A 21,847-nucleotide genomic window follows, 5' to 3' on the forward strand; every position below is an offset into this window, starting at 1 on the left:
GAGTTTCAATTATTGCCAAGGAATGTGAGTAAGAGGAATTGTTAATATGATGGTGAGATGTGTGCTTGATAAGACTTTGTTTAAGTTCGTTATTGTTGGGATTATAAATACGCTTTTGGGCATGGCGATCATGTTCGGGCTCTATAATCTGGCGGGCGTGTCCTACTGGCTTTCAACGGCCGCCAACTATGTGATTGTCAGCTTTCTCAGTTTTTATCTCAATAAGCGGTTTACCTTTCGCCATGAGGGCAGCGCCATTAAAAGCGGACTGCGGTTCGCTCTGAATATCGGAGTTTGTTATTTTCTTGCCTATGGGGTGGCCAAACCTTGGACCATGATTATGTTCAGCGGACAGGATCGCGGGCTGCAGGAGAATGTAGCCATGCTGGCGGGGATGTGCCTGTTCACGCTGTTCAATTATCTGGGACAAAGGCTGTTCGTGTTCAGTGATTCCGGGCGGGGTCTTTGGGGCGCCCGCCGCGGCAAGACCAGGGAGGAGCTGGAGGCTGAGCTGCGGGAGGTAATGGACAGGAAAGATGACCGGGATCCTGGGTGCTATTTCGACCGGGAAGCGCTGGAAAGGCGGCGGGAGAAGGCGCTGGCTGCAGCCAGGCGCAATGTGATCGCTACCGAGCCGCCGAAGGAGATTGCCCGGCTGATTTGGGAGGCGGAGGAACGGGATCGGAAACAGGATTCGCTGGAGGGGGATGAATCCCGGCGGAAGGATTAAATTTGGTATTTTAGGGTGAAAATGGGGGAGGGATGGGGTATAATGGGAAAGGATGAGTAACTAGTTTTCAAACTCTACCCTATTGTTAGAAAAGCTGTCCAATATAGTTCGTGGAGTGGGAAAGGACTTTTATATGACTAAGAACTTATTAAAAAAGATGCTCATAATGATCACTGTACTGACCGTTGGTTTTGCATTTTCCGTTTCCTCTGCCTTTGCGGCAACAGCAGGGGATGTGATTTATGGTATAAAAGGTAATGTAATTGGCATCTACAATTCGGCTGGAGAGATTGAGTTTCAACCTTTGGAAAGCGATTATAAAGGGACAGAGTATGAGAAATTAAATGCCTTGGCACTGCAGCAGCTGTGCGGCAATGATGCGGCAAAAACCATCGTAATTCCTTCCGGGAAAACGGTTAGAATGAACTTTGCCATTTTAGTCGGCAATAATACAACGATAAAAGCGTCAGGTGCGACCATCGTTCAAGTGGATTCGAAAAAAGGAATGATTGCCAATAAGGTTGATGCTACTTCTTATAACTCGGTGAAAAATGTAAAGATTCTTGGCGGAGTCTGGAAAAACGCCAGCAGCAGCGGACTGAAAGGCTCCATGTTTAAACTGGCTCATGGGCAAAATATCCTGATCGATGGGTGCGATATTTCCGCAAACTATAATGGCCATTCAATTGAATTGATTGCGTGTAAAAATGCGACTGTTCAGAACTGCCAGATATACGGATTAGGGAAAGCAAGCAAAACCTGCAGTGAAGAGCAGGTTCAGATTGATATAGCTACGCCCAAAACAGCACCGGGAATTAAAGCATATGGGTCTAAATATGTAAAAGGTCAGACCTGCAAGAACATAAAGGTTTTGAATAACTATATTAAGGGAGCCAGGGGCGTATGCGCCAATTATGCTTCCAAAGAGAAAACGTATAAAAATAAGTTTCACAGCGGTATTACAGTGACCGGGAATACCATTGAAGGCATCAGAAGTGAAGCACTGGCCTTGTTTAATACGACAAGCGTAACGGTAAAGAACAATAAAATTTACTCCAAGGGAGGCAGAACTGGGAGCGCATATACTGTTGGTGTTCATTGTGCGATTTTTGGTAAGGCGCCATCTTCCATTAAGAAAGCTAAGATTACAATAAGCAATAACACGATCAAAGGCGGCAGACAGGCTGTGCAGGTCTATTCTCATACCAAATCCAAGTATGGGAAGGTAGCCATCACGAAGAATAAATTGTATTGCAAGAAAGGGAAGAAGAATGCGATAAAAGCTCCAAAGCAGTCGATCAGAAAGCTGTCGAAGAAGGAGAATAAGATTTATAAGTGGAAATAATTTGTATGAGATATGAGTAAATAGCCCCTGTAAACCTTTCAGGGGCGCTGTACTTGATATGGGCTTTGATATGGAACATGCAGAAAGGGCATCTGTTTCTTGTTAGATAGTATAAGGCAGGACTCGGAATTACAAATAAATATTTAGCACTTCAAGTGCGCTTTGGAAAAAACAGCATTTTTCATGGTGTTTTAAATGGGCTTTGAAATGTAATACTTAGACTTAAAAAACCAAATTTTTTGTTATCCTTGACGTAATCTTGAATTTCTGTGCAAAATATGATATACTTATTCGAGTTTTTGGGGATATAATAACTGAACCAAATGTGTATTCATTAAGAAAAGAGTGACTTTTAACCAATGGGTAAAAAATATAGTAGGATTATCATCTTAATACTGGTTGACATGGCTATTGTTGCCTTCTGTTCAATTATGCCGTTGGCGCTGCGCTTCGGTATCTTTACTATGGATGTAATGTATCTTGAGCCCGCTATCAAATGTCTCCCTGCAGATATTGTGATTACGATTATCGTTATGGCATTGTTTAAGCTCTACAATCGGGTTTGGACTTATGCGGGAATGGATGAATTGATGTCCGTTTTAAAGGCGTCGCTAATTATTGAAGCCCTCTACGTGGCGTATCGACTCTTTATGGGAGTTGCTATGCCGCGTAGTTTTTATGTGTTCAACTGGATCTTTTTGTTTCTTTTGCTGGCAGGCTCCCGGGTTTCTGTAAGGCTGTTCCGTCAAATAAAGCATAAATACACAAAAGGCGCGGGGACCCACAGAATGATGATCGTTGGAGCGGGATCTGCAGGCTCTGTATTGATTAAAGAACTACAATATAGTAGTAATGCAAAGATTGCCTGCTTGATTGATGACAACCCTGGGAAAAAAGGCAAGTACATCCACGGGATCCCCATTGTGGGTAATCGTCAGGATATTCCTCATATGGCTGAGAAATATGAAATCGATGAAATTATTATCGCCATTCCGTCTTCTGAACCAAGGGTGATACGTGACATTATTTCTCTTTGCAATGAAACACCGGCTAAGCTGAAAATTTTGCCGGCAATTACGTCAACACTAACCTCCTCACTGAGCCAGAAGGTTCGTGAGGTCAATTATGAAGACCTTTTGGGAAGAGATGCGGTTGTTATTAATAATAAAGATGTTGAGGAGTTCGTCAAGGACAAGACAGTAATGGTCACTGGCGGCGGCGGTACCATTGGCTCAGAGCTATGCAGACAAATTGTGGCCAATCATCCAAAGCAGCTGATTATCGTTGACATTTATGAAAATGGCGCGTATGAATTGCAAATGGAGCTTTTACGAAATTATCCAGAGGCAGATGTCAGGGTGCTGATTGCGTCGGTCAGAGACTTTGAGCGAATGGATACAATCTTCCAAACATACAACCCAGAAATTATTTATCATGCGGCCGCCCATAAACATGTACCACTTATGGAATATTCCCCTAACGAAGCGGTCAAGAATAACTGTAAGGGTACCTTAAATATGGTCAAGCTGTCGGATCAGTATGGTGTACAGCGTTTTGTGCTGATTTCTACGGATAAGGCGGTTCGGCCGACCAATGTGATGGGCGCTACTAAACGAATCTGTGAGATGATCATCCAGTCCTACAATAAGATGTCTGAGACTGAATTTGTAGCAGTGCGGTTTGGCAATGTGCTGGGCAGCAATGGCTCGGTAATCCCACTATTTTTAAAACAGATAGAAGCGGGAGGGCCGGTGACTTTGACTCACAGAGAAATCACCCGTTTCTTTATGACAGTCAGTGAGGCGGTATCTTTAGTATTGCAGGCAGGCCTTCTTGCCAGAGGCGGAGAAATCTTCGTCCTCGATATGGGACAACCTGTAAAAATTTATGATTTAGCAGTGAACTTAATTCGCTTGAAGGGCTATGTTCCAGATGAAGATATCAAGATTGAAATTGTGGGACTCAGGCCAGGCGAGAAATTGTATGAGGAACTCTTAATGGCAGAGGAAGGCTTGGAGAGTACACCCAATGAGTTGATTTATATTGGACAACCGATTGATATGGACTGCAGAAAATTCTTGAGACAGCTGGATAATTTAATATATGTAGCTGAAAAGAATGGAAATAACATTAAGAAGGAAATTGGAAAAGTCTGTGATACGTATAGTCCGCAGATGTAAAAGGTAATAGGCAATTATGAAAGAAAAGATGAACATACCTTTTTCACCGCCGGATATAACAGAGGCGGAGATCGAACAGGTAGTTGAAGTATTGCGATCCGGATGGATCACCACAGGCCCAAAGACAAAAGAGTTTGAAAAGAGACTGGCAGCCTACATGGGAACGAATAAAGTTGCCTGCCTCAGTTCGTCAACGGCGGCCATGGAATTGACCTTGCGGCTTTTAGGCGTAGGACCGGGTGATGAAGTTATCCTTCCAGCCTATACTTATACAGCAACCTGTAGTGTAATCTGTCACGTGGGTGCCACACCAGTCATGCTGGATATTCAGAATGATTGCCCAGAGATGGATTACGACAAGCTGGAGGCTGCAATTACAAAGAAGACCAAAGTGATTATGCCTGTAGATCTGGCAGGGATTCTTTGTGACTATAATAAACTATATGAAATTTTGGAAAAACATAGAGGCAAATTCTCTCCAAACAATGATATACAACGTAAGTTTGACCGTATTGTTGTGCTGGCAGATTCGGCTCATGGATTTGGAGCAGTAAGAGATGGGAAAATATCTGGACAATGGGCGGATTTTACCTGTTTTTCGTTTCATGCAGTAAAGAATCTTACTACAGCAGAAGGTGGTGCTGTGACCTGGAAATCAATCCCAGGGGTTGAAGACACGGATACTTACAAGCGGTTTATGGATTTGTCTTTACATGGACAGACAAAGGATGCTTTTAATAAAACAAGGGCAGGGGCTTGGGAATATGACATTATTTCTCCGGCATATAAATGCAATATGACCGATATCCAGGCAGGGATCGGCTTAGCACAGTTGAAACGATATCCACAAATGCTTGAAAGAAGGCAGGAAATCATCAAAGCATATGATGCTGCCTTTGAAAAGAATAATGTAGAACTGTTAAGCCATAAAGGATTGAATCATTGTTCCAGCGGCCATTTATATTTGATGAGGGTAAATGGTATGTCGGAAGAGGAAAGAAATCAACTGATTGTAAAGTTGGCTGATGCAGGAGTGGCTGCGAATGTTCATTACAAACCGCTTCCGATGATGACTGCATATAAAAAATTGGGATTTCATATTGCTGACTATCCAAATGCATTGGAATTTTATAAAAATGAAGTTACCTTGCCGTTATATAGTAAGTTGACAGATGAGCAGGTAAGCTTTATTATAGCAGAAGTGAGAAATGCCCTGAAGGAGTTCGGGAAGTAATGTTGATGAAGTGGGAAGACCTTCCTGAAGAAATGAAGACAGATGGTGCGAGGCCTTATTATGATATTCTTGTAAAAAAGAGAGCAAGCCTGATTATTAAACGTATTTTTGATTTTGTGATATCGCTGCTAATGCTGTGCCTTCTATCGCCAGTATTTCTTGTTTTAGCAATTCTGATCAAGCTGGATTCAAAAGGTCCGGTCTTTTATAGACAAGTACGTGTTACAACAGGAAGCCGCGATTTTCGAATCTATAAATTTCGGACGATGGTGCAGAATGCGGACAAAATTGGCTCGCTGGTCACGGCGGGGAATGATGCAAGAATTACGAAAATAGGCAGCAAGATAAGGAAATGCCGGTTAGATGAATTGCCTCAGCTGCTCAATGTAATAAAAGGCGAAATGAGTTTTGTTGGGACAAGGCCGGAAGTTCGAAAATATGTAGAGGCATATGACGATGAGATGCGGGCCACACTCCTGATGCCAGCGGGAATTACATCGCTGGCCAGCATCAACTTTAAGGATGAAGATGTAATAATGGATCGGTATCTGGACCAGGGAATGAGTGCAGATACGGCTTATATAAAATATGTTTTGCCGGAAAAGATGAAATATAATCTGGAATATATGAAAACATTCAGCTTTTGGGATGATGTGAAACTGATGATAAAAACGTTTATCAAGGTGTTAACATAGAAGGGAGGGCCTTTCAGCAAGTGAATATATTAATTATCAATCATTATGCGGGGTCCCCTGATATGGGTATGGAATTCAGACCATATTATTTTGCGCGCGAGTGGATTAAGATGGGGCACAAAGTAGATATCATTGCCGCAGATTTTTCGCATTTAAGAAGAGCAAACCCTCAGGTGGATCATGATTTTCAGGAAGAGGTAATTGACGAGATCCATTACCACTGGATTAAAACAGGCACCTATGAGGGGAATGGAGGCAAAAGAGCAATGACCATGTTTCAATTTGTTTCGAAACTTTGGATTCATGCGAAAAGTATAATTGCAGAGATGGAGCCAGATGTGGTAATTGCCTCTTCGACATATCCGCTGGATACCTATGTAGGGCAACGGATTAGGAAGTTGTCAAAGAAGAAAGTCAAGCTGATTCATGAAGTGCATGATATGTGGCCGATCAGTCCGGTAGAACTGGGAGGCATGTCGCCAAAACATCCATTTATACGAGTTTTGCAGAAAGCGGAAAATTCTTTTTGCAAAAACTCTGATGTAGTAGTTTCGTTGCTACCAGCAGCTAAAAATTACTTTATAGAACATGGAATGGATGCGGATAAATTTAGGCATGTTCCTAATGGTGTTGTTTTAGAAGAATGGGAAAATCCACAACCTCTACCGGAAAATCTTTTAAAGACCTTGCTCAAGGTGAAAAAAGAGGGGAAATTTATTCTTTGCTTTTTTGGCAGCCATACACAGTCGTATGCACTAGATTACTTAATTGATGCTGTAAAAGAGTTGGAGCAAGTAAACCTGCAGTTGATTTTCATCGGAAACGGGATTTTTAAGGAAGAATTAAAGAAACAGGCCTATGGATATGAAGACTCTATTCTATTTTTAGAACCCATTCCAAAAGCCTGTATTCCATCAGTTTTCGAACACATAGATGCTTCCTATGTGGGGGCGTTGGACAATAATATGTTTCGCTTTGGCATCTGTATGAACAAGCTGTTTGATTCTATGATGGGAGGTAAGCCTATTCTTTATGCAGTTAAGGCTCCTAATAATTATATTGATGAGTATAAGTGCGGAATTTCTGTTGAAACTGAGAACGTTAGCGCTTTAAAGGAAGGAATTTTGCAGTTGATTAGTTTATCTGCAGAGGATCGTGAAAAATTAGGTACATGTGGGAGAAATGCAGTTCTGGAATATTTTAATTACAAATTTCTTGCTAAGCAGTTCGAATTAATACTAAAGGAAAATATGAAATGATGAAAAATAATTTATTGCAAAAAATTAGAGAAAAAACGATACGCGTTGGAGTTGTTGGACTAGGATACGTGGGATTACCCCTAGCAGTTGAAAAGGCGAAAGCAGGTTTTAAGACAATTGGATTTGACGTTCAAGCCGAAAAGGTTAGCATGGTAAATCGCGGGGAAAACTATATTGGTGATGTAGTTGATAAAGATTTAAAAGATCTTGTTCAAAATCAAATGTTATCGGCAACTACAGATTTCTGCTTTGTAAAGGATGTGGACTTTATCGCTATTTGTGTTCCCACCCCACTGGATACACATCAACAACCCGATATATCCTATGTAAAGAGCTCTGTTAAAGAAATCAGTAAATATTTGCAGAAGGGCACCATGGTTGTTTTAGAATCAACGACGTATCCTGGAACTACAGAGGAATTAATTCAACCAATTCTTGAAGAAGGAACTGGATTGAAATGTGGGGTTGACTTTTACCTGGGATTTTCACCAGAAAGAGTAGATCCAGGCAATTTGATTTATAAAACGAAAAATACTCCCAAAGTAGTAGGTGCGATTGGACCGGATGCCACGGAAGTGATTGCAGAAATGTATCGAACAGTATTGGAAAGTGATATTCATACTGTATCTTCTCCTGCTGTGGCGGAAATGGAAAAAATTCTGGAAAACACTTATAGAAATATTAATATTGGACTAGCAAACGAAATGGCAATTTTATGTGATAAGATGGATATCAATTACTGGGAAGTGGTTGATGCGGCAAAAACTAAGCCGTATGGGTTCCAGGCATTTTACCCGGGGCCAGGACTGGGCGGGCACTGTATCCCACTTGATCCGTACTATCTTTCATGGAAGGCCAGAGAATTTGGATTCCATACATCTATGATCGAATCCTCAATGATGGTTAATGATAAAATGCCGGAATATTGTGTAGAAAGGGCTAGTAAGATTTTAAATCGAGATAAGAAGGCCTTGAACGGATCGAAAGTTTTGGTACTGGGTGTGGCATACAAACAGGATATTGATGATTATAGAGAAAGCCCTGCCATTGATGTTATAAACATTTTAAAAGCTTCTGGGGCTGAAACGGATTTTTATGATCCGTTTATTAAGGCATTCAAGTCAGACGGAAAGTTTTATAGCGGCCTGGACAATATTGACCCTGAGGTGATTGCAGGCTATGACCTGGTGATGATTACAACAGCGCATACGACAGTAGATTATGAGATGGTGCAAAAGAATGCAAAAGCTATTTTTGATACAAAGAATGCGATGAAAGGCATTGCAGACAGAACGAATATTGAGGTGCTTTAATTTGAAAATTGTAACGATTGTAGGGGCAAGGCCTCAATTCATAAAGGCAGCAGTAGTATCAAGAAAACTCTGGGAATTTTGTGAAGAGACTATCATCCATACGGGCCAACATTATGATTACAATATGTCAGATATTTTCTTTGAAGAACTAGAAATTCCGAAACCCAATTATAATCTTGGGATCTCTGGTGGAACTCACGGAAAGATGACGGGAGAGATGCTTATCAAGATTGAAGAAGTTCTGCTGCAGGAACAGCCCAATATGGTGCTAGTATATGGCGATACGAACTCAACTATGGCTGGGGCTTTGGCTGCTGTCAAATTGAATATACCGATCTGTCATGTAGAAGCTGGAGCAAGACTTGGAACCTTGTCTAATCCGGAAGAAGTGAATCGAATTACTACAGATCACGTGTCCTCGCTATTAGCATGCTGCACAGAGTCTGCGATTAATTTCCTTAGAAAAGAAGGGAAGACGAGAAATGTGTATTTAGTGGGGGATCCTATGTACGATGCGTTCCTGTTTTACGGAGAAAAAGTGGGGGATAATCAGCAGGAGTCCTTGGTCGATCTGAATGGCTTAGAGGTTGAACTTCCAACAGAATACTATTACATGACTTGTCATCGACAGGAAAATGCTGGGTCTGACGAAGTATTGTTAGAGATTTTAGATGCTGCAAATTCTTTGGAAGCCCCTTGTGTATATCCAGTACACCCGCGTAATCAAGCTCGTGTAGCAAGGCTTATAAATAAATATGACTTTAAAAATGTTATTACATGTAAACCAGTTGGTTATTTGATGTCTGTTTATTTGACGTTACATTGCAAAAAGGTTATAACAGATTCAGGCGGCCTTCAGCGAGAGGCATTTTTTGCTGGGAAGCAATGTGTCACAGTTTTTGATTATGTAGTTTGGCCAGAGACAATGGTCGATAATCGAAATCAACTAGCAAGGCCAGACAAGAAAGATATTTTAGATAAATTGTCTGCGATACAGCATGTTCGAGAAAGCATGACCCCATTTGGTGATGGAGATTCAGCAACTAAGATTGCTAAACTTATTTTAGACTATTGTAGCCAGTAGTATGGCGGAGGAAAGAGACTGATGAGTTATTTTGTACATGAAAGCAGCTTTGTTGACGAGGATGTAGTAATAGGTGAAAATACGAAAATCTGGTTTTTTTGTCATATTCAAGCTGGGGCCCGGATTGGATCAAACTGTTCTTTTGGTCAGAATGTAAATGTTTCTAATAATGTAAAAATTGGAGATGGATGTAAGATTCAAAATAATGTGTCGATATATGAAGGTGTAGAATTAGAGGACCATGTTTTTTGTGGCCCGTCAATGGTATTTACCAATGATTTGACACCGAGAGCGAAATATCCCAAAGGCAGTGTAGGTTATAAAAAAACCATCTTGCATACAGGGGCTTCTATTGGGGCGAATGCAACGATTATTTGCGGACATGAGATTGGAAAATGGGCAATGGTTGCGGCAGGAGCGGTGGTGACGAAAGATGTGCCAAACTATGCATTGGTGGCAGGCATTCCTGCAAAACAGATCGGCTGGGTCTGCGAATGTGGTGAAGTGTTGAAACATGGATTAATTTGTGGCAACTGTGGAAACCAATATAAAGAAAACAATGATGTTCTAGAGGAAGTATAAATGAAAATAATTGTATCGCATGATGTGGATCATTTATATAGAGATGACCATTACAAGGACTTGATTTATTTAAAACTCTGGGTTAGGAGTACACTTGAGTTCTTTAAAAGAGAATATGGTATAAGAGAATGGTTCCTTAGAATGTGCTCTCCCTTTAGAAAAGAGCGGCATCGAATATACGATATGATGGAATTTGATAAGAAAAAAGGAATTCCTTCAACTTTTTTTTTCGGAATGGAGAATGGTTTGGGAATGTCGTATAAAAGAGATAAGGCAGTACCACTAATAAAATATGTCGACGAATATGGGTTTGAGGTAGGAGTGCATGGTATAGAGTACCAACATATTGAAAAAATGAAACAAGAATATGAATCCTTCAGACGTATTTTACAAAGAAATGATTTTGGCATGCGAATGCACTATGTAAGATTTGACGAAACATCTTTTGAAAAATTGAGCAAATGCGGATATCAATTCGATTCGACGGAATTTGATAAAGAGGTGGGAACACAGATAAAAAAACCTTATAAGGTAAATGGTATGTGGGAATTTCCGCTTACAATTATGGATGGGTACCTTCCGAAAGAAAAGAACGAAAAAAAAGAGAAAACTATAGAACTTATTAATAAGGCTGAAGCTTCCGGTTTGCCATATTTAACGTTATTGTTTCATGATTACCAATTCTGTAGTGGATATGCATCCGAACGTGACTGGTATGTTTGGATTATAAGCTGGCTTAAAGATAATGGATATGAGTTTATTTCATATCGTGATGCAATTGATGAACTTGAAAAACGAGGTTAATATGGACAAAGAGGAAAGACAATATGTTAACTCAGTCTTTGAAAAAGATTGTTGGCTGGACATAGTAGCAAAAGGAAGTTGGGAACGTATTACTATAAAGAATAAAAGTGGAGATACGATAGCTTCATTTCCTATTTATAAAGCGAGATATATGGGATTTAAGACTTTAAAAATTCCACCTTTTACACAGACCCTGGGTATATATATGGAGGATACAGGAGCGAAGTTGTGTAAGCGTCTTGAGCGTGAAAAAAAGCTTATTAACCAAATTATTGAAAAGATTCCGCCGGGCTATAATTGTGATTTTAGTTTAGATATTAATAATCAATATATTTTACCTTTCATCTGGAAAGGATTCAAAGTACAACCCAGATTTTCTTACCGATTAGAAGGATTGAACGATTTAGAACAAATCTGGAAGGATTTTAAAGAAAATATAAAAACGGACATACGTAAAGCGGGAAAGAAAGTAGAGATAAAGAAAAGCAAGGATTTAGATGTGCTCATAGATATGCAAAATAAAACTTTTGCGAGGCAAAATAGAAAGGCACCATTCAACATAGAAGAACTGAAAAAACTTGATGATATGCTCCAAAAATGCAATGCAAGAGAATTGTTGTACGCTGTTGATGAAAGTGGCAATGTTCATGCAGCAACGTATTTTGTTTATGATGAAAACAGATGTTACTATCTAATGAGCGGAGGTGATCCAAACTATAGAAATTCGGGGGCAACTTCTCTTCTTGTTTGGGAAGGGATAAAGCATGCGGCAGGAAGAGTGAATATATTTGACTTTGAAGGATCGATGATTGAGGATATAGAGAGATTTATTAGAGGGTTTGGCGCACAATCAAGAGTGTACTATAACGTTAAAAAATTGAATTTTATTTTGTCGTTTGTTGAATATATGAAACCCAAAATTAAGAAGCTTATAGGATATAAATAAGGGAGGATTAAAACATGAAGTATGCATTAATTGGCTGTGGGAGAATAGCAGTAAACCATATGAAAGCAGCACTTAATAACAAGCTGGAAATTGTTGCAGTTTGTGATATCTTGCCGAATAAAATGAATGATCTTCTTGAAAAGTATAACTTGGATATTAATACAATCATCAAAAAATATACAGACTATAAGCAACTTATTAAAGAAGAAAAGCCAGACGTAGTCAGTATTGCAACAGAAAGTGGAAGCCACGCTGAGATTGCACTATATTGTATAGAACAAAATGTAAATGTGATCATAGAAAAGCCCATGACTATGAGTATAGAGGATGCTGATAAAATTATTGGCTTGGCAGAGGAGAAAAACGTCAAAGTCTCCGCTTGCCATCAGAATAGATTCAATCTAGCTATTCAAGAGCTTCGTAAAGCGGTTGAAAAAGGCAGATTTGGAAAACTGTCACATGGTTCTATACATGTACGCTGGAATCGAAGCAAACAATACTATGATCAGGCTCCTTGGAGGGGCACTTGGGAACAGGATGGGGGAGCTCTGATGAATCAGTGTATTCATGGCATAGATTTACTTCGATGGATGATGGGTGATGAAATTGATGAAATTTATGGCGTGTCGAGACAGCAGTTCCACAATTATCTAGAGGCAGAAGATGTGGGAATGGCTGTAGTTAAGTTTAGAAATGGAGCAATTGGTACAATTGAAGGAACCACCAACGTTTATCCAAAAAATTTGGAAGAAACTTTATATATTTTTGGAGAGAATGGGACTGTCAAGATTGGTGGAACTTCGACAAATAATATTGATATATGGGAGTTTGCTGATCAAACATATGCAGATGAGAAAAATAAGGGCTTAGAAGAGCAGACAAGTAATGTTTATGGAAACGGGCATACAAGTCTTTTTGCAGATGTAATTGATGCTATAAAGACGGACAGGAAACCATATGTTGATGCAGTTGCTGGAAGAAATGCCCTTGAAGTTGTTCTTGCAATTTATAAAAGTCAAAAAACCGGATATCCAGTTAAAATACCTCTGAACCATTTTTCAAGTACAGATATGCGAGGCGAATTTGATTGAAGTGATATTTATGAGTACAAGTGCATTTGAGCTTTGTATAAGTGTCGATATATCAACATTTATATCTAACAGTTTTTCAAAATATTTGCTTTGTAGTTAAATGAAGGGGTTTATAAATGAAAGTATTACACATAAATTCATATTATACTTTGGCTCCATTATATAAAAATCTGTATGATGAGCAACAATTGGGCGGATGTGATATTGATGTATATGTTTCATGTAGAAAAGGACAAAAAATATTAACGAAAAATTTTGGGACATACTCGAAGCTTTCATATGATTTTAACACTCTAGATCGATTGTTTTTTTATAGAAAACATAGAAAAATTTTGGCATCTATAAAAAAAGAATATAATTTCAATTCTTATGATGTTATACATGCACATTCGCTTTTTTCCAATGGTTATATTGCCTATAAATTAAATCAACTATACAATATACCCTATATTGTAGCAGTAAGAAATACGGATGTTAATGTTTTTTTTAAAAGGATGCCTTACCTGAGAAAGCTAGGGGTTGACATTTTAAGAAAAGCGTCAGGCATAGTGTTTATATCAGAACCATATAAACATTACGTTTTAGAGCAATATATACCACAGGATGAGGCCGATATTTTCAAAATGAAGACAACTGTAATCCCTAATGGCATAAATAAATTCTGGCTAGAAAATTTGAATTTTAAGCAAAAAGCAGAGATAAAACATAACGAAATTAAAATATTGTGTGTTGGAGATATTGATAAGAACAAGAACTATTTAACAACACTCAACGCATGCATAGAATTAAATAATCGAAACTACAATACAGAATTCCATGTAGTTGGACGAGTTATAGATCAAAAAATATTTAAGAGCTTACAGAAATTCTCTGGATTTTATTACCATGGAACCATGCATAAAGAGCAATTATTACAGCTTTATCGTAAATACGATATTTTTGTAATGCCTTCTAAAGCAGAAACTTTTGGGCTAGTATATGCAGAGGCGATATCCCAGGGTATGCCAGTAATATATACTAAGGATCAGGGATTTGATGGGCAGTTTAAAGATGGTGAAGTGGGTTTTGCGGTAAAATATGATAATGTACCTGAAATTGTACAAAGAATAGTATATATATATGATAATTTAGCGGTGTTTTCAAAACGGTGTTCAGAGTATGCAAACAAATTTAGTTGGAAACGAATTTGTTTAGAATATAAAAAGATTTATTTGGAAGTAAAGCGTAATGTGATATGAAAATATCTCGGCTTTTAATAACTGCGAATTTAGAATAACTAAACCTTCCTAAATATTTGAAGAGATCTGATTACAACTGTCTGATTCTTGTAATTGCTGAAAAAACATGGTATACTTGTTGAAATTTTGAGGATTAAGCGTGAAGATGATGGATAATTAACATGTACAAATAAATAGCTGAAACTTAAATGAGGATAGAATAGGAGAATAGCTCAGATGTTTAATAGTATTACATTTAATAAAAGAATAGGACAACACATAATATATTTATACCCGCTTCTTTTTATTATGGGAACTATTATAAATATAATATTGGGTGTATTTCCAGGTTTGCAAAATGACACTCAAAGTCGAATTGCAATTGGAGGATATATAATAATTGCAATTATTATTGGCTTAAATTTTATTAATGTATTAATGCATACGGAAAAAAAGCTAAGACTGTTCATAATAGTTATATTAATTTCATTAATAGGTATGGCACCATTTATTTTAGGACTATTATTTAATGGGGAGCTATTTATCTATGAAATTTTATTTAAGTATATTTTATTTGAGATACCGATGTGTCTTTTGGCCAGTTGCATAATAGTGGAGCAAAAGATCACATCATTTATCCTTTCTTTTAAATGGTACGGTGTAATAGTAATACCTTTTTGTGTCTTTTATATTGGTAGAATTTTGCTTGCAGATGATGTTAGCTTAGATTATATAAATTTTAAATCTGTAAACTATATGTCTATTGCATATATGCTTATGCCTGTCATTGTATGTTTGCTGATTGAAACGGTATTTCTAAATAGGCGGCATGCATTAGCAAAATTAGCACTTATGCTGTTATTATGGGTAACGTTACTTTTTACAGGGACTAGAGGAGCGGTCTTATGTGTGTTTTTTTGTATAGGGATGGCGATTTTGTATGAGATCATTTGGAACTCTTGTAGAAATGTAAAACCTATAATAAGTATCTTATTAATAATGATTTTGAGTTATTGTTTTTTTGTATTTATTTGGTCTCCACAATCTTCGGGAGCCAATTACAGACTAAATGGATTTAGTCGAGAAATAACAAAGTATGATTTTGATGAGAATAATAAAGTAACGTTAAACTTGCCAAATCAGAATGGGAAAAAGGTGGAAAAAAATAGTAGTGTCCTCGATTGTTATTTAAACTATATGGTTGAGAGCTCAAATAAAGGCGCAATTAGTATTCGTGAGATAAAAAATGGACAAGCAGAATTCCTTAAATATATGAACAAAGAGGAACGGGAAAGCGTCCAGCAGTACGAATTCATACCAAATAGAATGGAACTTTTTAAGCTTGCTTTTAAAGAAGCTAAAAAACATCTTATAGTTGGGAATGGTCTCTTTTATTTCCAAAATAAGTATGAAACCTACCCTCATAATATGATTTTAGAGTATCTTTGTGATTTTGGGATCATTGGAGCTAGTGTATTTGTTTTAATTGTAATAGGATTGATGGTGCAGCTGATTAGAAAGGTGAAATTTAAGAATGATTTATTGCCTGCATTGCTATTCATTCTTTCATATATACCACAATTTATGATATCGGGGACAATTTACTTTAATCCCATTGCGATGTTTGCAATTTCATATGCAATTATATATCTTTTTTATAATAAGGATGAAAATACAATTAAAAGATAAGGAGTTATTTATGTTTGAAAAAAAAATAGTATTAGTGACAGGCGGAACAGGTTCTTTTGGAAACTATATTGTTCATCGGCTACTAAGCAATTCAGAAGTTAGTGAAATTAGAATACTTAGTAGGGATGAAAAAAAACAATATGATATGAATATTCATTACAATAATAATCCTAAATTGAACTTTTTTATTGGAGATATCAGGGATTACGATAGAGTTGATGAAGTAATGAAAGATGTAAATATTGTGTATCAAGCTGCAGCATTAAAGCATGTTCCTGTTTGTGAAAAGTCTCCATTTGAAGCAGTAAAAACCAATGTTATAGGGGTGGAAAATATCATTAGAGCCTCCTTAAAACATTGTGTTGAGAAAGTAATATGTGTTAGCACAGATAAAGCGGTTAAGCCGGTAAATGTAATGGGTATGACAAAAGCAATTCAAGAACGGCTGATAATTAATGCAAATAAGTCTCCTGAAAATAAAGGGACAATTTTAGCGTTGGTAAGATATGGGAATGTGTTGCTATCAAGAGGGTCGGTAGTCCCATACTTTAGAAAATTGTTAAAGGAGAACCAGCCTATTACAATTACAGACGTAAAAATGACAAGGTTTTTACTAACTCTAGATGATGCAATTGATCTTGTTATGTATGCAACTAAGTATGCAACCGGAGGAGAGACCTTTGTAAAAAAAGCACCAAGCACATATATTACAAAATTAGCAGAGGTTCTCTGCGAAGAAGCGAATGTTCCCTTTAAATATGATGTAATTGGACGTTTCCCAGGTGAGAAGTTGGATGAAATTTTAATTACTGAAGAAGAGATGCCACGAGCGGAAGACTGTGGGGACTATTTGACGATCCACCCATGGTGGGATACAAGAATGTTTGATGACTTCAAAACAGAATTTAGTTCTAGTGAAATGGTTATAACAGATTTAAATTTGGTTAGAGAACTAATTAAAAAGGCAGATGAGAAGGCAGCGTGTGTACACGTAGAGAAAGGGGAATTTAGTAAGATATGATACCGATAGTAAAACCATATATCGCGCCAAAAGAAAAAATGATGCCCGCAATAGAAGAAATTTTGTATAGTGGGTATATTGCAGAAGGGCAAGCAGTGTATCAGTTTGAAGACCAGTTAAAGGAATTTCTAAATGTACCAAACCTGATAGCAACTAACTCAGGTACAGCAGCATTGCATATTGCTTTATTATTATTAGGAGTGACTGAGGGAGATGAAGTGATCTCCACTGCATTTACAGCGGAACCAACCAATACAACTATTGCTCTTACAGGAGCCAAAATCGTATGGGGTGATGTGGAACAAGCTACGGGGCTTCTGGATCCCATATCAGTAGAAAAGAAAATCACATCTAAAACAAAGGCTATCGTAGTGGTACATTATGCTGGTATGGTTTGTGATATGGATCGTTTTAATACAATTTCGGAAAAATATGGTATTCCAATAATTGAGGATGCAGCGCACGCATTGGGAAGTTGTTATTTAAACAAGAAAATTGGGTATAATTCTGCCTTTACATGCTTTTCCTTTCAAGCAATAAAACATATGACAACTGTTGATGGAGGGGCGCTGGCTATCAGGGATCAAAATCTTGTAAACGAAGCGAAGCGTCTGAGGTGGTTTGGATTAGATAAAGGTGTGTCCAGGCTAAAAAACAATATTAATCGAGCCGGGTATAAATATGCTATGAACAATGTTACTGCCACAATCGGTAGTGTACAGTTGACTGAGATGGACAAAGTATTAACCAAACATTTGGATAATGGAAAATATTTGGATGATAAACTATCTAAAATCAATGGTGTTAAGACTATACCATATCATCAAAATACAACACCATCTTATTGGCTATACACTTTACATGTAGAAAAAAAATCTGATTTTATAAAAATGATGGAAGCAAACGGAATAACAGCAACGGAACTTCATTTGAGAAATGATGCCCATACACTCTTCGCTGAATCAAAATGTGCATTACCTGGACTGGATGCTTTTTATAAAACATATATCCATATACCATGTGGATGGTGGGTTTCGGAGGAAGATCGAGAATACATTATTGATATAATTCGGGGTGGGTGGTAGTATACAACAAAATATAATGTGAGGTGAACAAATGATCCCATTATTTAAACCATATATGCCGGAACTAAAAAAAATAGAAGAGATTCTTTATTCAGGAAAGCTGACTTCGGGTTTCTATAGAAATGGTTTTGAACATAAGCTGAAAGACTTTTTCAGGACGGATAGGTACATTACAGCGAACACGTTCAGTAACGCAATTTATGTCACTTTAACGGCTTTAGGAATCGGTGCAGGTGATGAAATAATTGCTTCTCCTATGGCATGCCTTGTGTCTACACAGCCTTATTTAACTATGGGCATAAAAATAATATGGGCGGATGTAGATCCTTTGACTGGTACATTGGATCCGGATAATGTGAGAAAGAAAATCACCCCAAAGACAAAGGCAATCGTACATAATCATTTTTGCGGATATCCAGGCTATTTATCAGAAATAAACAGCATTGGATATGAAAAAGGAATATTCATAATTAATGATTGTATTGAGGCTTTTGGTAGTGAGTCAGACGATAAGCTTATAGGTCTTGATGGGGCCGACGCATCTGTGTTTTCTTTTGGACCTGTTCGAATACCGAATACCATTGATGGTGGTGGTGTGATTTTTAAGGATCATGATATTTATAAAAAAAGTATTCTTATTAGAGACTGTGGAATTGATAGAACTTTGTTTCGTGATGAATTGGGTGAAATTAACCCTGAGTGTGACATTAACTTAAAAGGCTACAGTGCTATGATGAATGAAGTTAATGCATATATTGGTTTTTGTCAAATGGATGTGACAAATAAATTGTTGAATGCCCAAAGGAAAAACGCACTTATTTGGGATTCTTTTCTTTTAGAAAATGCAATCGGGATTCCGATCGCCAGAAAGAACACAAAACCCAATTACTGGATATACGGAATGCGAGTAAAGAATAAACGCAAAACAATTGAAACGTTTCGGGATCAAGGGTACTATGCTTCAGGAGTGCATGTAAATAATAATATCTATAGCGTATTTGGAGATGATAGCTATTTATCTGGAGTTGTAGAATTTAACAACAGTTTTGTTGCTGTTCCCTGTGGCTGGTGGTTAAATTCCGACGGATAAGGAGAAATTAATGATAAGACATATTTCAATCAGAGAAATCGTAAACCATTTTGGAGAAATTTTATGTTATGGAAATGAAGATTTAATTATTGACGGTTTAAATTTATGCAATCGAAAATCAATATATAAATCAGTACTTTCTTATGCTGAAACCGGAGAATTTATAAATATAATTAAAAGCAACAAAAGTATAACTGCTGTTATTTTGAATGAGGATATATGGAGACAGAATCAAGACGCTCTCACCTGCTCACAATATACAGTGCTTGTAGCAGAGCAGCCAGAAATAATGTTTTATAAAATACATGATTACTTAATCAGAAATACGGATTTCTATGGAAATAATAATTTTGATAGTATAATTGGAAGGAATTGCATTATTGATAGTAGTGCAGTAATTAAATCCGGTGTGATAATTGGCGATCATGTAGTAATAGGGGCGAATACTGTTATTTGTTCAGGAACAATCATAGAAGATAATGTGGTAATAGATAATAATACAACAATAGGTGATACAGGTTTTCAAATTATTAAAGAGAATGGAGTTCCATATAATATAAGGCATGCGGGAAAAACTAGAATCTGTGAAAGTGCTTATATCGCAAGTAATTGTGTTATAGAAAAATCCTTGTTTGAAGGCGAGACCTTTATTGGCAAAAATGTACAAATAGATAGTCTTACTATCATTGGACATAATTCGTATATAGGAGAAAATACAGTTCTGACTGCTGGAGTAATTGTTTGTGGATCTGCATACATTTCGCAGAATGCGTGGATAGGTGTGGGTTCATCTATTTTAAATAAGGTGACTATAGAGGAAAATGCCTTAGTTGGGATTGGTAGCGTTGTGACAAGAGATGTCGAAAGAAATTCTAAAGTGTTTGGCGTTCCAGCAAAAAAAAGATAGCATGCATTTATGGAGAGGACGTTATTAAGTATGTGGGCGAAAAAAGATACAATAAAAAATTCAATAGCTAATATAACAAGTAAGTTCTGGAGTATTGTAGCTATTTATTTTTTTATTCCATTCTATATTAATATTTTAGGTGAGGAAGCTTATGGGTTGGTATCATTTTTTGCTACCCTTCAGGCTGCGATGAATATCTTGGGATTAGGTCTGGCCAATACTTTAAGACGGGAGTTTGCAATAGGGGATAGTAAAAATGATAATGTTAATATCCGAAAATATAAATTGTTAAAAAGTACTGAATTAATCTACTTTATGCTTGCTATACTTGTGGTAGCAATTTGTTTTTTGGGGAGTCATACCATTGCAGATCAATGGTTTTCTCAGTCTTCTTTGGGACAAAATATCATAGCTGTTACATTGGTTTTAATGGGAGGATCAATTGCATTACAATTTTTAACAAATATGTATCATGGCTGCATTTTGGGATTGGGTAACCAAATTACTGCAAATGCTATGTATATTGGTTGGTCAGCAATAAAAAATATAGGAGCACTGGTTGTGATTTGCATTATTGCACCAGATATAAGAGTATTTTATGTATGGCATATAATTTCTGATTTGATTTATTTAGTGATTTTGCGAATATATGTTGTACATAAATTGAACAGTAATAAAAGACTAGAGTGGAAACTTCAAGACTTTAAAATTATGAAATCTATCCTCCCATATACGGCGGGGATTTTAATTATATCGATTATTGCACTAATAAATAAACAGATGGATAAAATTATTATTAGCAAATATATGAGCCTAGAGGAGCTGGGTGCATATAATTCTGCTTTTTTGCTAGGCCAACTAATAACAATCGTGTCGTCTGCGGTTTCGGTAGCTTTGTTTTCTTATTACACCCAAATGTTTTCAAAAGGGGACATTTCTTTATTGCGCTCTAAATTTTTATATGATAATAAACTGATAACAATTATCATTGCTTGTTTGGGTGTATATATTGCAGTCTTTGCTCCCGAATTACTCATGTTTTGGACAAAAAGTAATATTTATGTCAGTATTATAGAACACGGTGTTTTTTTTATAGTTATGGGGTCACTTTTTTTAGCTCTTCAAGAAATACCGTATGCGTTTGTATTGGCACAGGGGAATACAAAAATAAATATTCAGTTGGGACTGTTTTCATTACCATTTACTATCGTTGGAATGGTAATGGCTGTAAAATCATACGGAGTGACAGGGGCTTCTATTTTTTATTTTCTGCTAATGGTCAGTTCTACCCTTATTTATATATGTATAATTTATAAAAAATATTTTGGGAAATGGAATTTAAAAGTGCTGTTTATAGATATAGTAATGCCAATAACTATATGCTTAGGCATAGCGATAGTAAGTCGAATAGCAATAAAGTCACTGTTGGTTGGATTAGTACCTACGATAATTGCTGCAATTTTTTGTGGAGCAGTTAACCTAATCGTTATGTTGTTATCTATAAAAAGCATTAGAAGGGTTATAAAAACGAAACTGTTTCCGTGAGTTAGGAGATCATTTATACATATGAAAGGA

19 protein-coding genes are annotated in these 21,847 nt (G+C 37.1%); all 19 read left to right on the plus strand.

The window, feature by feature from the left end; translation table 11 throughout:
- Positions 1-46: 46 nt before the first annotated feature.
- Complete coding sequence (locus NIA71_RS17575; RefSeq protein ID WP_253021093.1) at positions 47-730, plus strand: GtrA family protein; 684 nt, start codon at positions 47-49, stop codon at positions 728-730.
- Between the two features lie 133 nt (positions 731-863).
- Entirely contained in the window at positions 864-2,075 is a 1,212-nt protein-coding gene (locus tag NIA71_RS17580) for a right-handed parallel beta-helix repeat-containing protein (protein ID WP_253021094.1), read from the plus strand.
- 359 nt (positions 2,076-2,434) lie between these two features.
- Positions 2,435-4,255, plus strand: coding sequence for a polysaccharide biosynthesis protein (locus NIA71_RS17585; protein WP_253021095.1), 1,821 nt, complete (start codon positions 2,435-2,437; stop codon positions 4,253-4,255).
- A gap of 28 nt (positions 4,256-4,283) precedes the next feature.
- The gene (locus NIA71_RS17590) at positions 4,284-5,489 is read left to right on the plus strand and encodes a DegT/DnrJ/EryC1/StrS family aminotransferase (RefSeq protein WP_253021329.1); all 1,206 of its coding nucleotides are present in this window, start codon (positions 4,284-4,286) and stop codon (positions 5,487-5,489) included.
- 2 nt (positions 5,490-5,491) lie between these two features.
- Entirely contained in the window at positions 5,492-6,184 is a 693-nt protein-coding gene (locus NIA71_RS17595; protein WP_332108597.1) for a sugar transferase, read from the plus strand.
- A gap of 20 nt (positions 6,185-6,204) precedes the next feature.
- Complete coding sequence (locus NIA71_RS17600; protein WP_253021097.1) at positions 6,205-7,443, plus strand: glycosyltransferase family 4 protein; 1,239 nt, start codon at positions 6,205-6,207, stop codon at positions 7,441-7,443.
- Complete coding sequence (locus NIA71_RS17605; RefSeq protein WP_253021330.1) at positions 7,443-8,756, plus strand: nucleotide sugar dehydrogenase; 1,314 nt, start codon at positions 7,443-7,445, stop codon at positions 8,754-8,756. Before NIA71_RS17600 ends, NIA71_RS17605 begins: the two co-directional genes overlap by 1 nt.
- A gap of 1 nt (position 8,757) precedes the next feature.
- Positions 8,758-9,840: a non-hydrolyzing UDP-N-acetylglucosamine 2-epimerase gene (gene wecB, locus NIA71_RS17610; RefSeq protein WP_253021098.1), complete on the plus strand. Its 1,083-nt coding sequence runs from the start codon at positions 8,758-8,760 to the stop codon at positions 9,838-9,840.
- Between the two features lie 21 nt (positions 9,841-9,861).
- Positions 9,862-10,422, plus strand: a complete 561-nt coding sequence (locus NIA71_RS17615) for an acyltransferase (protein WP_367177903.1) — start codon at positions 9,862-9,864, stop codon at positions 10,420-10,422.
- Positions 10,423-11,226 (plus strand): hypothetical protein, encoded by an 804-nt coding sequence (locus NIA71_RS17620; protein ID WP_253021099.1) that lies wholly within the window; start codon positions 10,423-10,425, stop codon positions 11,224-11,226.
- Position 11,227: 1 nt separating this feature from the next.
- Positions 11,228-12,172: a GNAT family N-acetyltransferase gene (locus NIA71_RS17625; protein ID WP_253021100.1), complete on the plus strand. Its 945-nt coding sequence runs from the start codon at positions 11,228-11,230 to the stop codon at positions 12,170-12,172.
- A gap of 14 nt (positions 12,173-12,186) precedes the next feature.
- Entirely contained in the window at positions 12,187-13,263 is a 1,077-nt protein-coding gene (locus NIA71_RS17630; RefSeq protein WP_253021101.1) for a Gfo/Idh/MocA family protein, read from the plus strand.
- Positions 13,264-13,379: 116 nt separating this feature from the next.
- On the plus strand, positions 13,380-14,501 hold the full coding sequence (locus NIA71_RS17635; RefSeq protein WP_253021102.1) for a glycosyltransferase family 4 protein: 1,122 nt from the start codon (positions 13,380-13,382) through the stop codon (positions 14,499-14,501).
- 216 nt (positions 14,502-14,717) lie between these two features.
- A complete protein-coding gene (locus tag NIA71_RS17640; protein WP_253021103.1) occupies positions 14,718-16,169 on the plus strand; it encodes an O-antigen ligase family protein in 1,452 nt (483 codons plus the stop codon).
- 10 nt (positions 16,170-16,179) lie between these two features.
- Positions 16,180-17,190, plus strand: coding sequence for a polysaccharide biosynthesis protein (locus NIA71_RS17645; RefSeq protein WP_253021104.1), 1,011 nt, complete (start codon positions 16,180-16,182; stop codon positions 17,188-17,190).
- Positions 17,187-18,275, plus strand: coding sequence for a DegT/DnrJ/EryC1/StrS family aminotransferase (locus NIA71_RS17650; protein ID WP_253021105.1), 1,089 nt, complete (start codon positions 17,187-17,189; stop codon positions 18,273-18,275). The genes NIA71_RS17645 and NIA71_RS17650 overlap by 4 nt, the downstream gene beginning before the upstream one ends.
- Positions 18,276-18,306: 31 nt before the next feature.
- The gene (locus NIA71_RS17655) at positions 18,307-19,365 is read left to right on the plus strand and encodes a DegT/DnrJ/EryC1/StrS family aminotransferase (RefSeq protein WP_253021106.1); all 1,059 of its coding nucleotides are present in this window, start codon (positions 18,307-18,309) and stop codon (positions 19,363-19,365) included.
- Between the two features lie 10 nt (positions 19,366-19,375).
- On the plus strand, positions 19,376-20,272 hold the full coding sequence (locus NIA71_RS17660; RefSeq protein ID WP_253021107.1) for a DapH/DapD/GlmU-related protein: 897 nt from the start codon (positions 19,376-19,378) through the stop codon (positions 20,270-20,272).
- A gap of 30 nt (positions 20,273-20,302) precedes the next feature.
- Positions 20,303-21,817: a lipopolysaccharide biosynthesis protein gene (locus NIA71_RS17665; protein WP_253021108.1), complete on the plus strand. Its 1,515-nt coding sequence runs from the start codon at positions 20,303-20,305 to the stop codon at positions 21,815-21,817.
- Positions 21,818-21,847 lie beyond the last annotated feature (30 nt).

The sequence above is a fragment of the Ihubacter massiliensis genome (genome assembly GCF_024125305.1).
Classification (GTDB): Bacteria; Bacillota; Clostridia; order Peptostreptococcales; family Anaerovoracaceae; genus Hominibacterium; species Hominibacterium faecale.

Excerpts from the sequence above, each read along its gene's own strand:
- NIA71_RS17575 (WP_253021093.1), top strand. The coding sequence starts at position 47 with ATGATGGTGAGATGTGTGCTTGATAAGACTTTGTTTAAGTTCGTTATT.
- NIA71_RS17580 (WP_253021094.1), top strand. The coding sequence starts at position 864 with ATGACTAAGAACTTATTAAAAAAGATGCTCATAATGATCACTGTACTG.
- NIA71_RS17585 (WP_253021095.1), top strand. The coding sequence starts at position 2,435 with ATGGGTAAAAAATATAGTAGGATTATCATCTTAATACTGGTTGACATG.
- NIA71_RS17590 (WP_253021329.1), top strand. The coding sequence starts at position 4,284 with ATGAACATACCTTTTTCACCGCCGGATATAACAGAGGCGGAGATCGAA.
- NIA71_RS17605 (WP_253021330.1), top strand. The coding sequence starts at position 7,443 with ATGAAAAATAATTTATTGCAAAAAATTAGAGAAAAAACGATACGCGTT.
- NIA71_RS17615 (WP_367177903.1), top strand. The coding sequence starts at position 9,862 with ATGAGTTATTTTGTACATGAAAGCAGCTTTGTTGACGAGGATGTAGTA.
- NIA71_RS17620 (WP_253021099.1), top strand. The coding sequence starts at position 10,423 with ATGAAAATAATTGTATCGCATGATGTGGATCATTTATATAGAGATGAC.
- NIA71_RS17625 (WP_253021100.1), top strand. The coding sequence starts at position 11,228 with ATGGACAAAGAGGAAAGACAATATGTTAACTCAGTCTTTGAAAAAGAT.
- NIA71_RS17630 (WP_253021101.1), top strand. The coding sequence starts at position 12,187 with ATGAAGTATGCATTAATTGGCTGTGGGAGAATAGCAGTAAACCATATG.
- NIA71_RS17635 (WP_253021102.1), top strand. The coding sequence starts at position 13,380 with ATGAAAGTATTACACATAAATTCATATTATACTTTGGCTCCATTATAT.
- NIA71_RS17640 (WP_253021103.1), top strand. The coding sequence starts at position 14,718 with ATGTTTAATAGTATTACATTTAATAAAAGAATAGGACAACACATAATA.
- NIA71_RS17645 (WP_253021104.1), top strand. The coding sequence starts at position 16,180 with ATGTTTGAAAAAAAAATAGTATTAGTGACAGGCGGAACAGGTTCTTTT.
- NIA71_RS17650 (WP_253021105.1), top strand. The coding sequence starts at position 17,187 with ATGATACCGATAGTAAAACCATATATCGCGCCAAAAGAAAAAATGATG.
- NIA71_RS17655 (WP_253021106.1), top strand. The coding sequence starts at position 18,307 with ATGATCCCATTATTTAAACCATATATGCCGGAACTAAAAAAAATAGAA.
- NIA71_RS17660 (WP_253021107.1), top strand. The coding sequence starts at position 19,376 with ATGATAAGACATATTTCAATCAGAGAAATCGTAAACCATTTTGGAGAA.
- NIA71_RS17665 (WP_253021108.1), top strand. The coding sequence starts at position 20,303 with ATGTGGGCGAAAAAAGATACAATAAAAAATTCAATAGCTAATATAACA.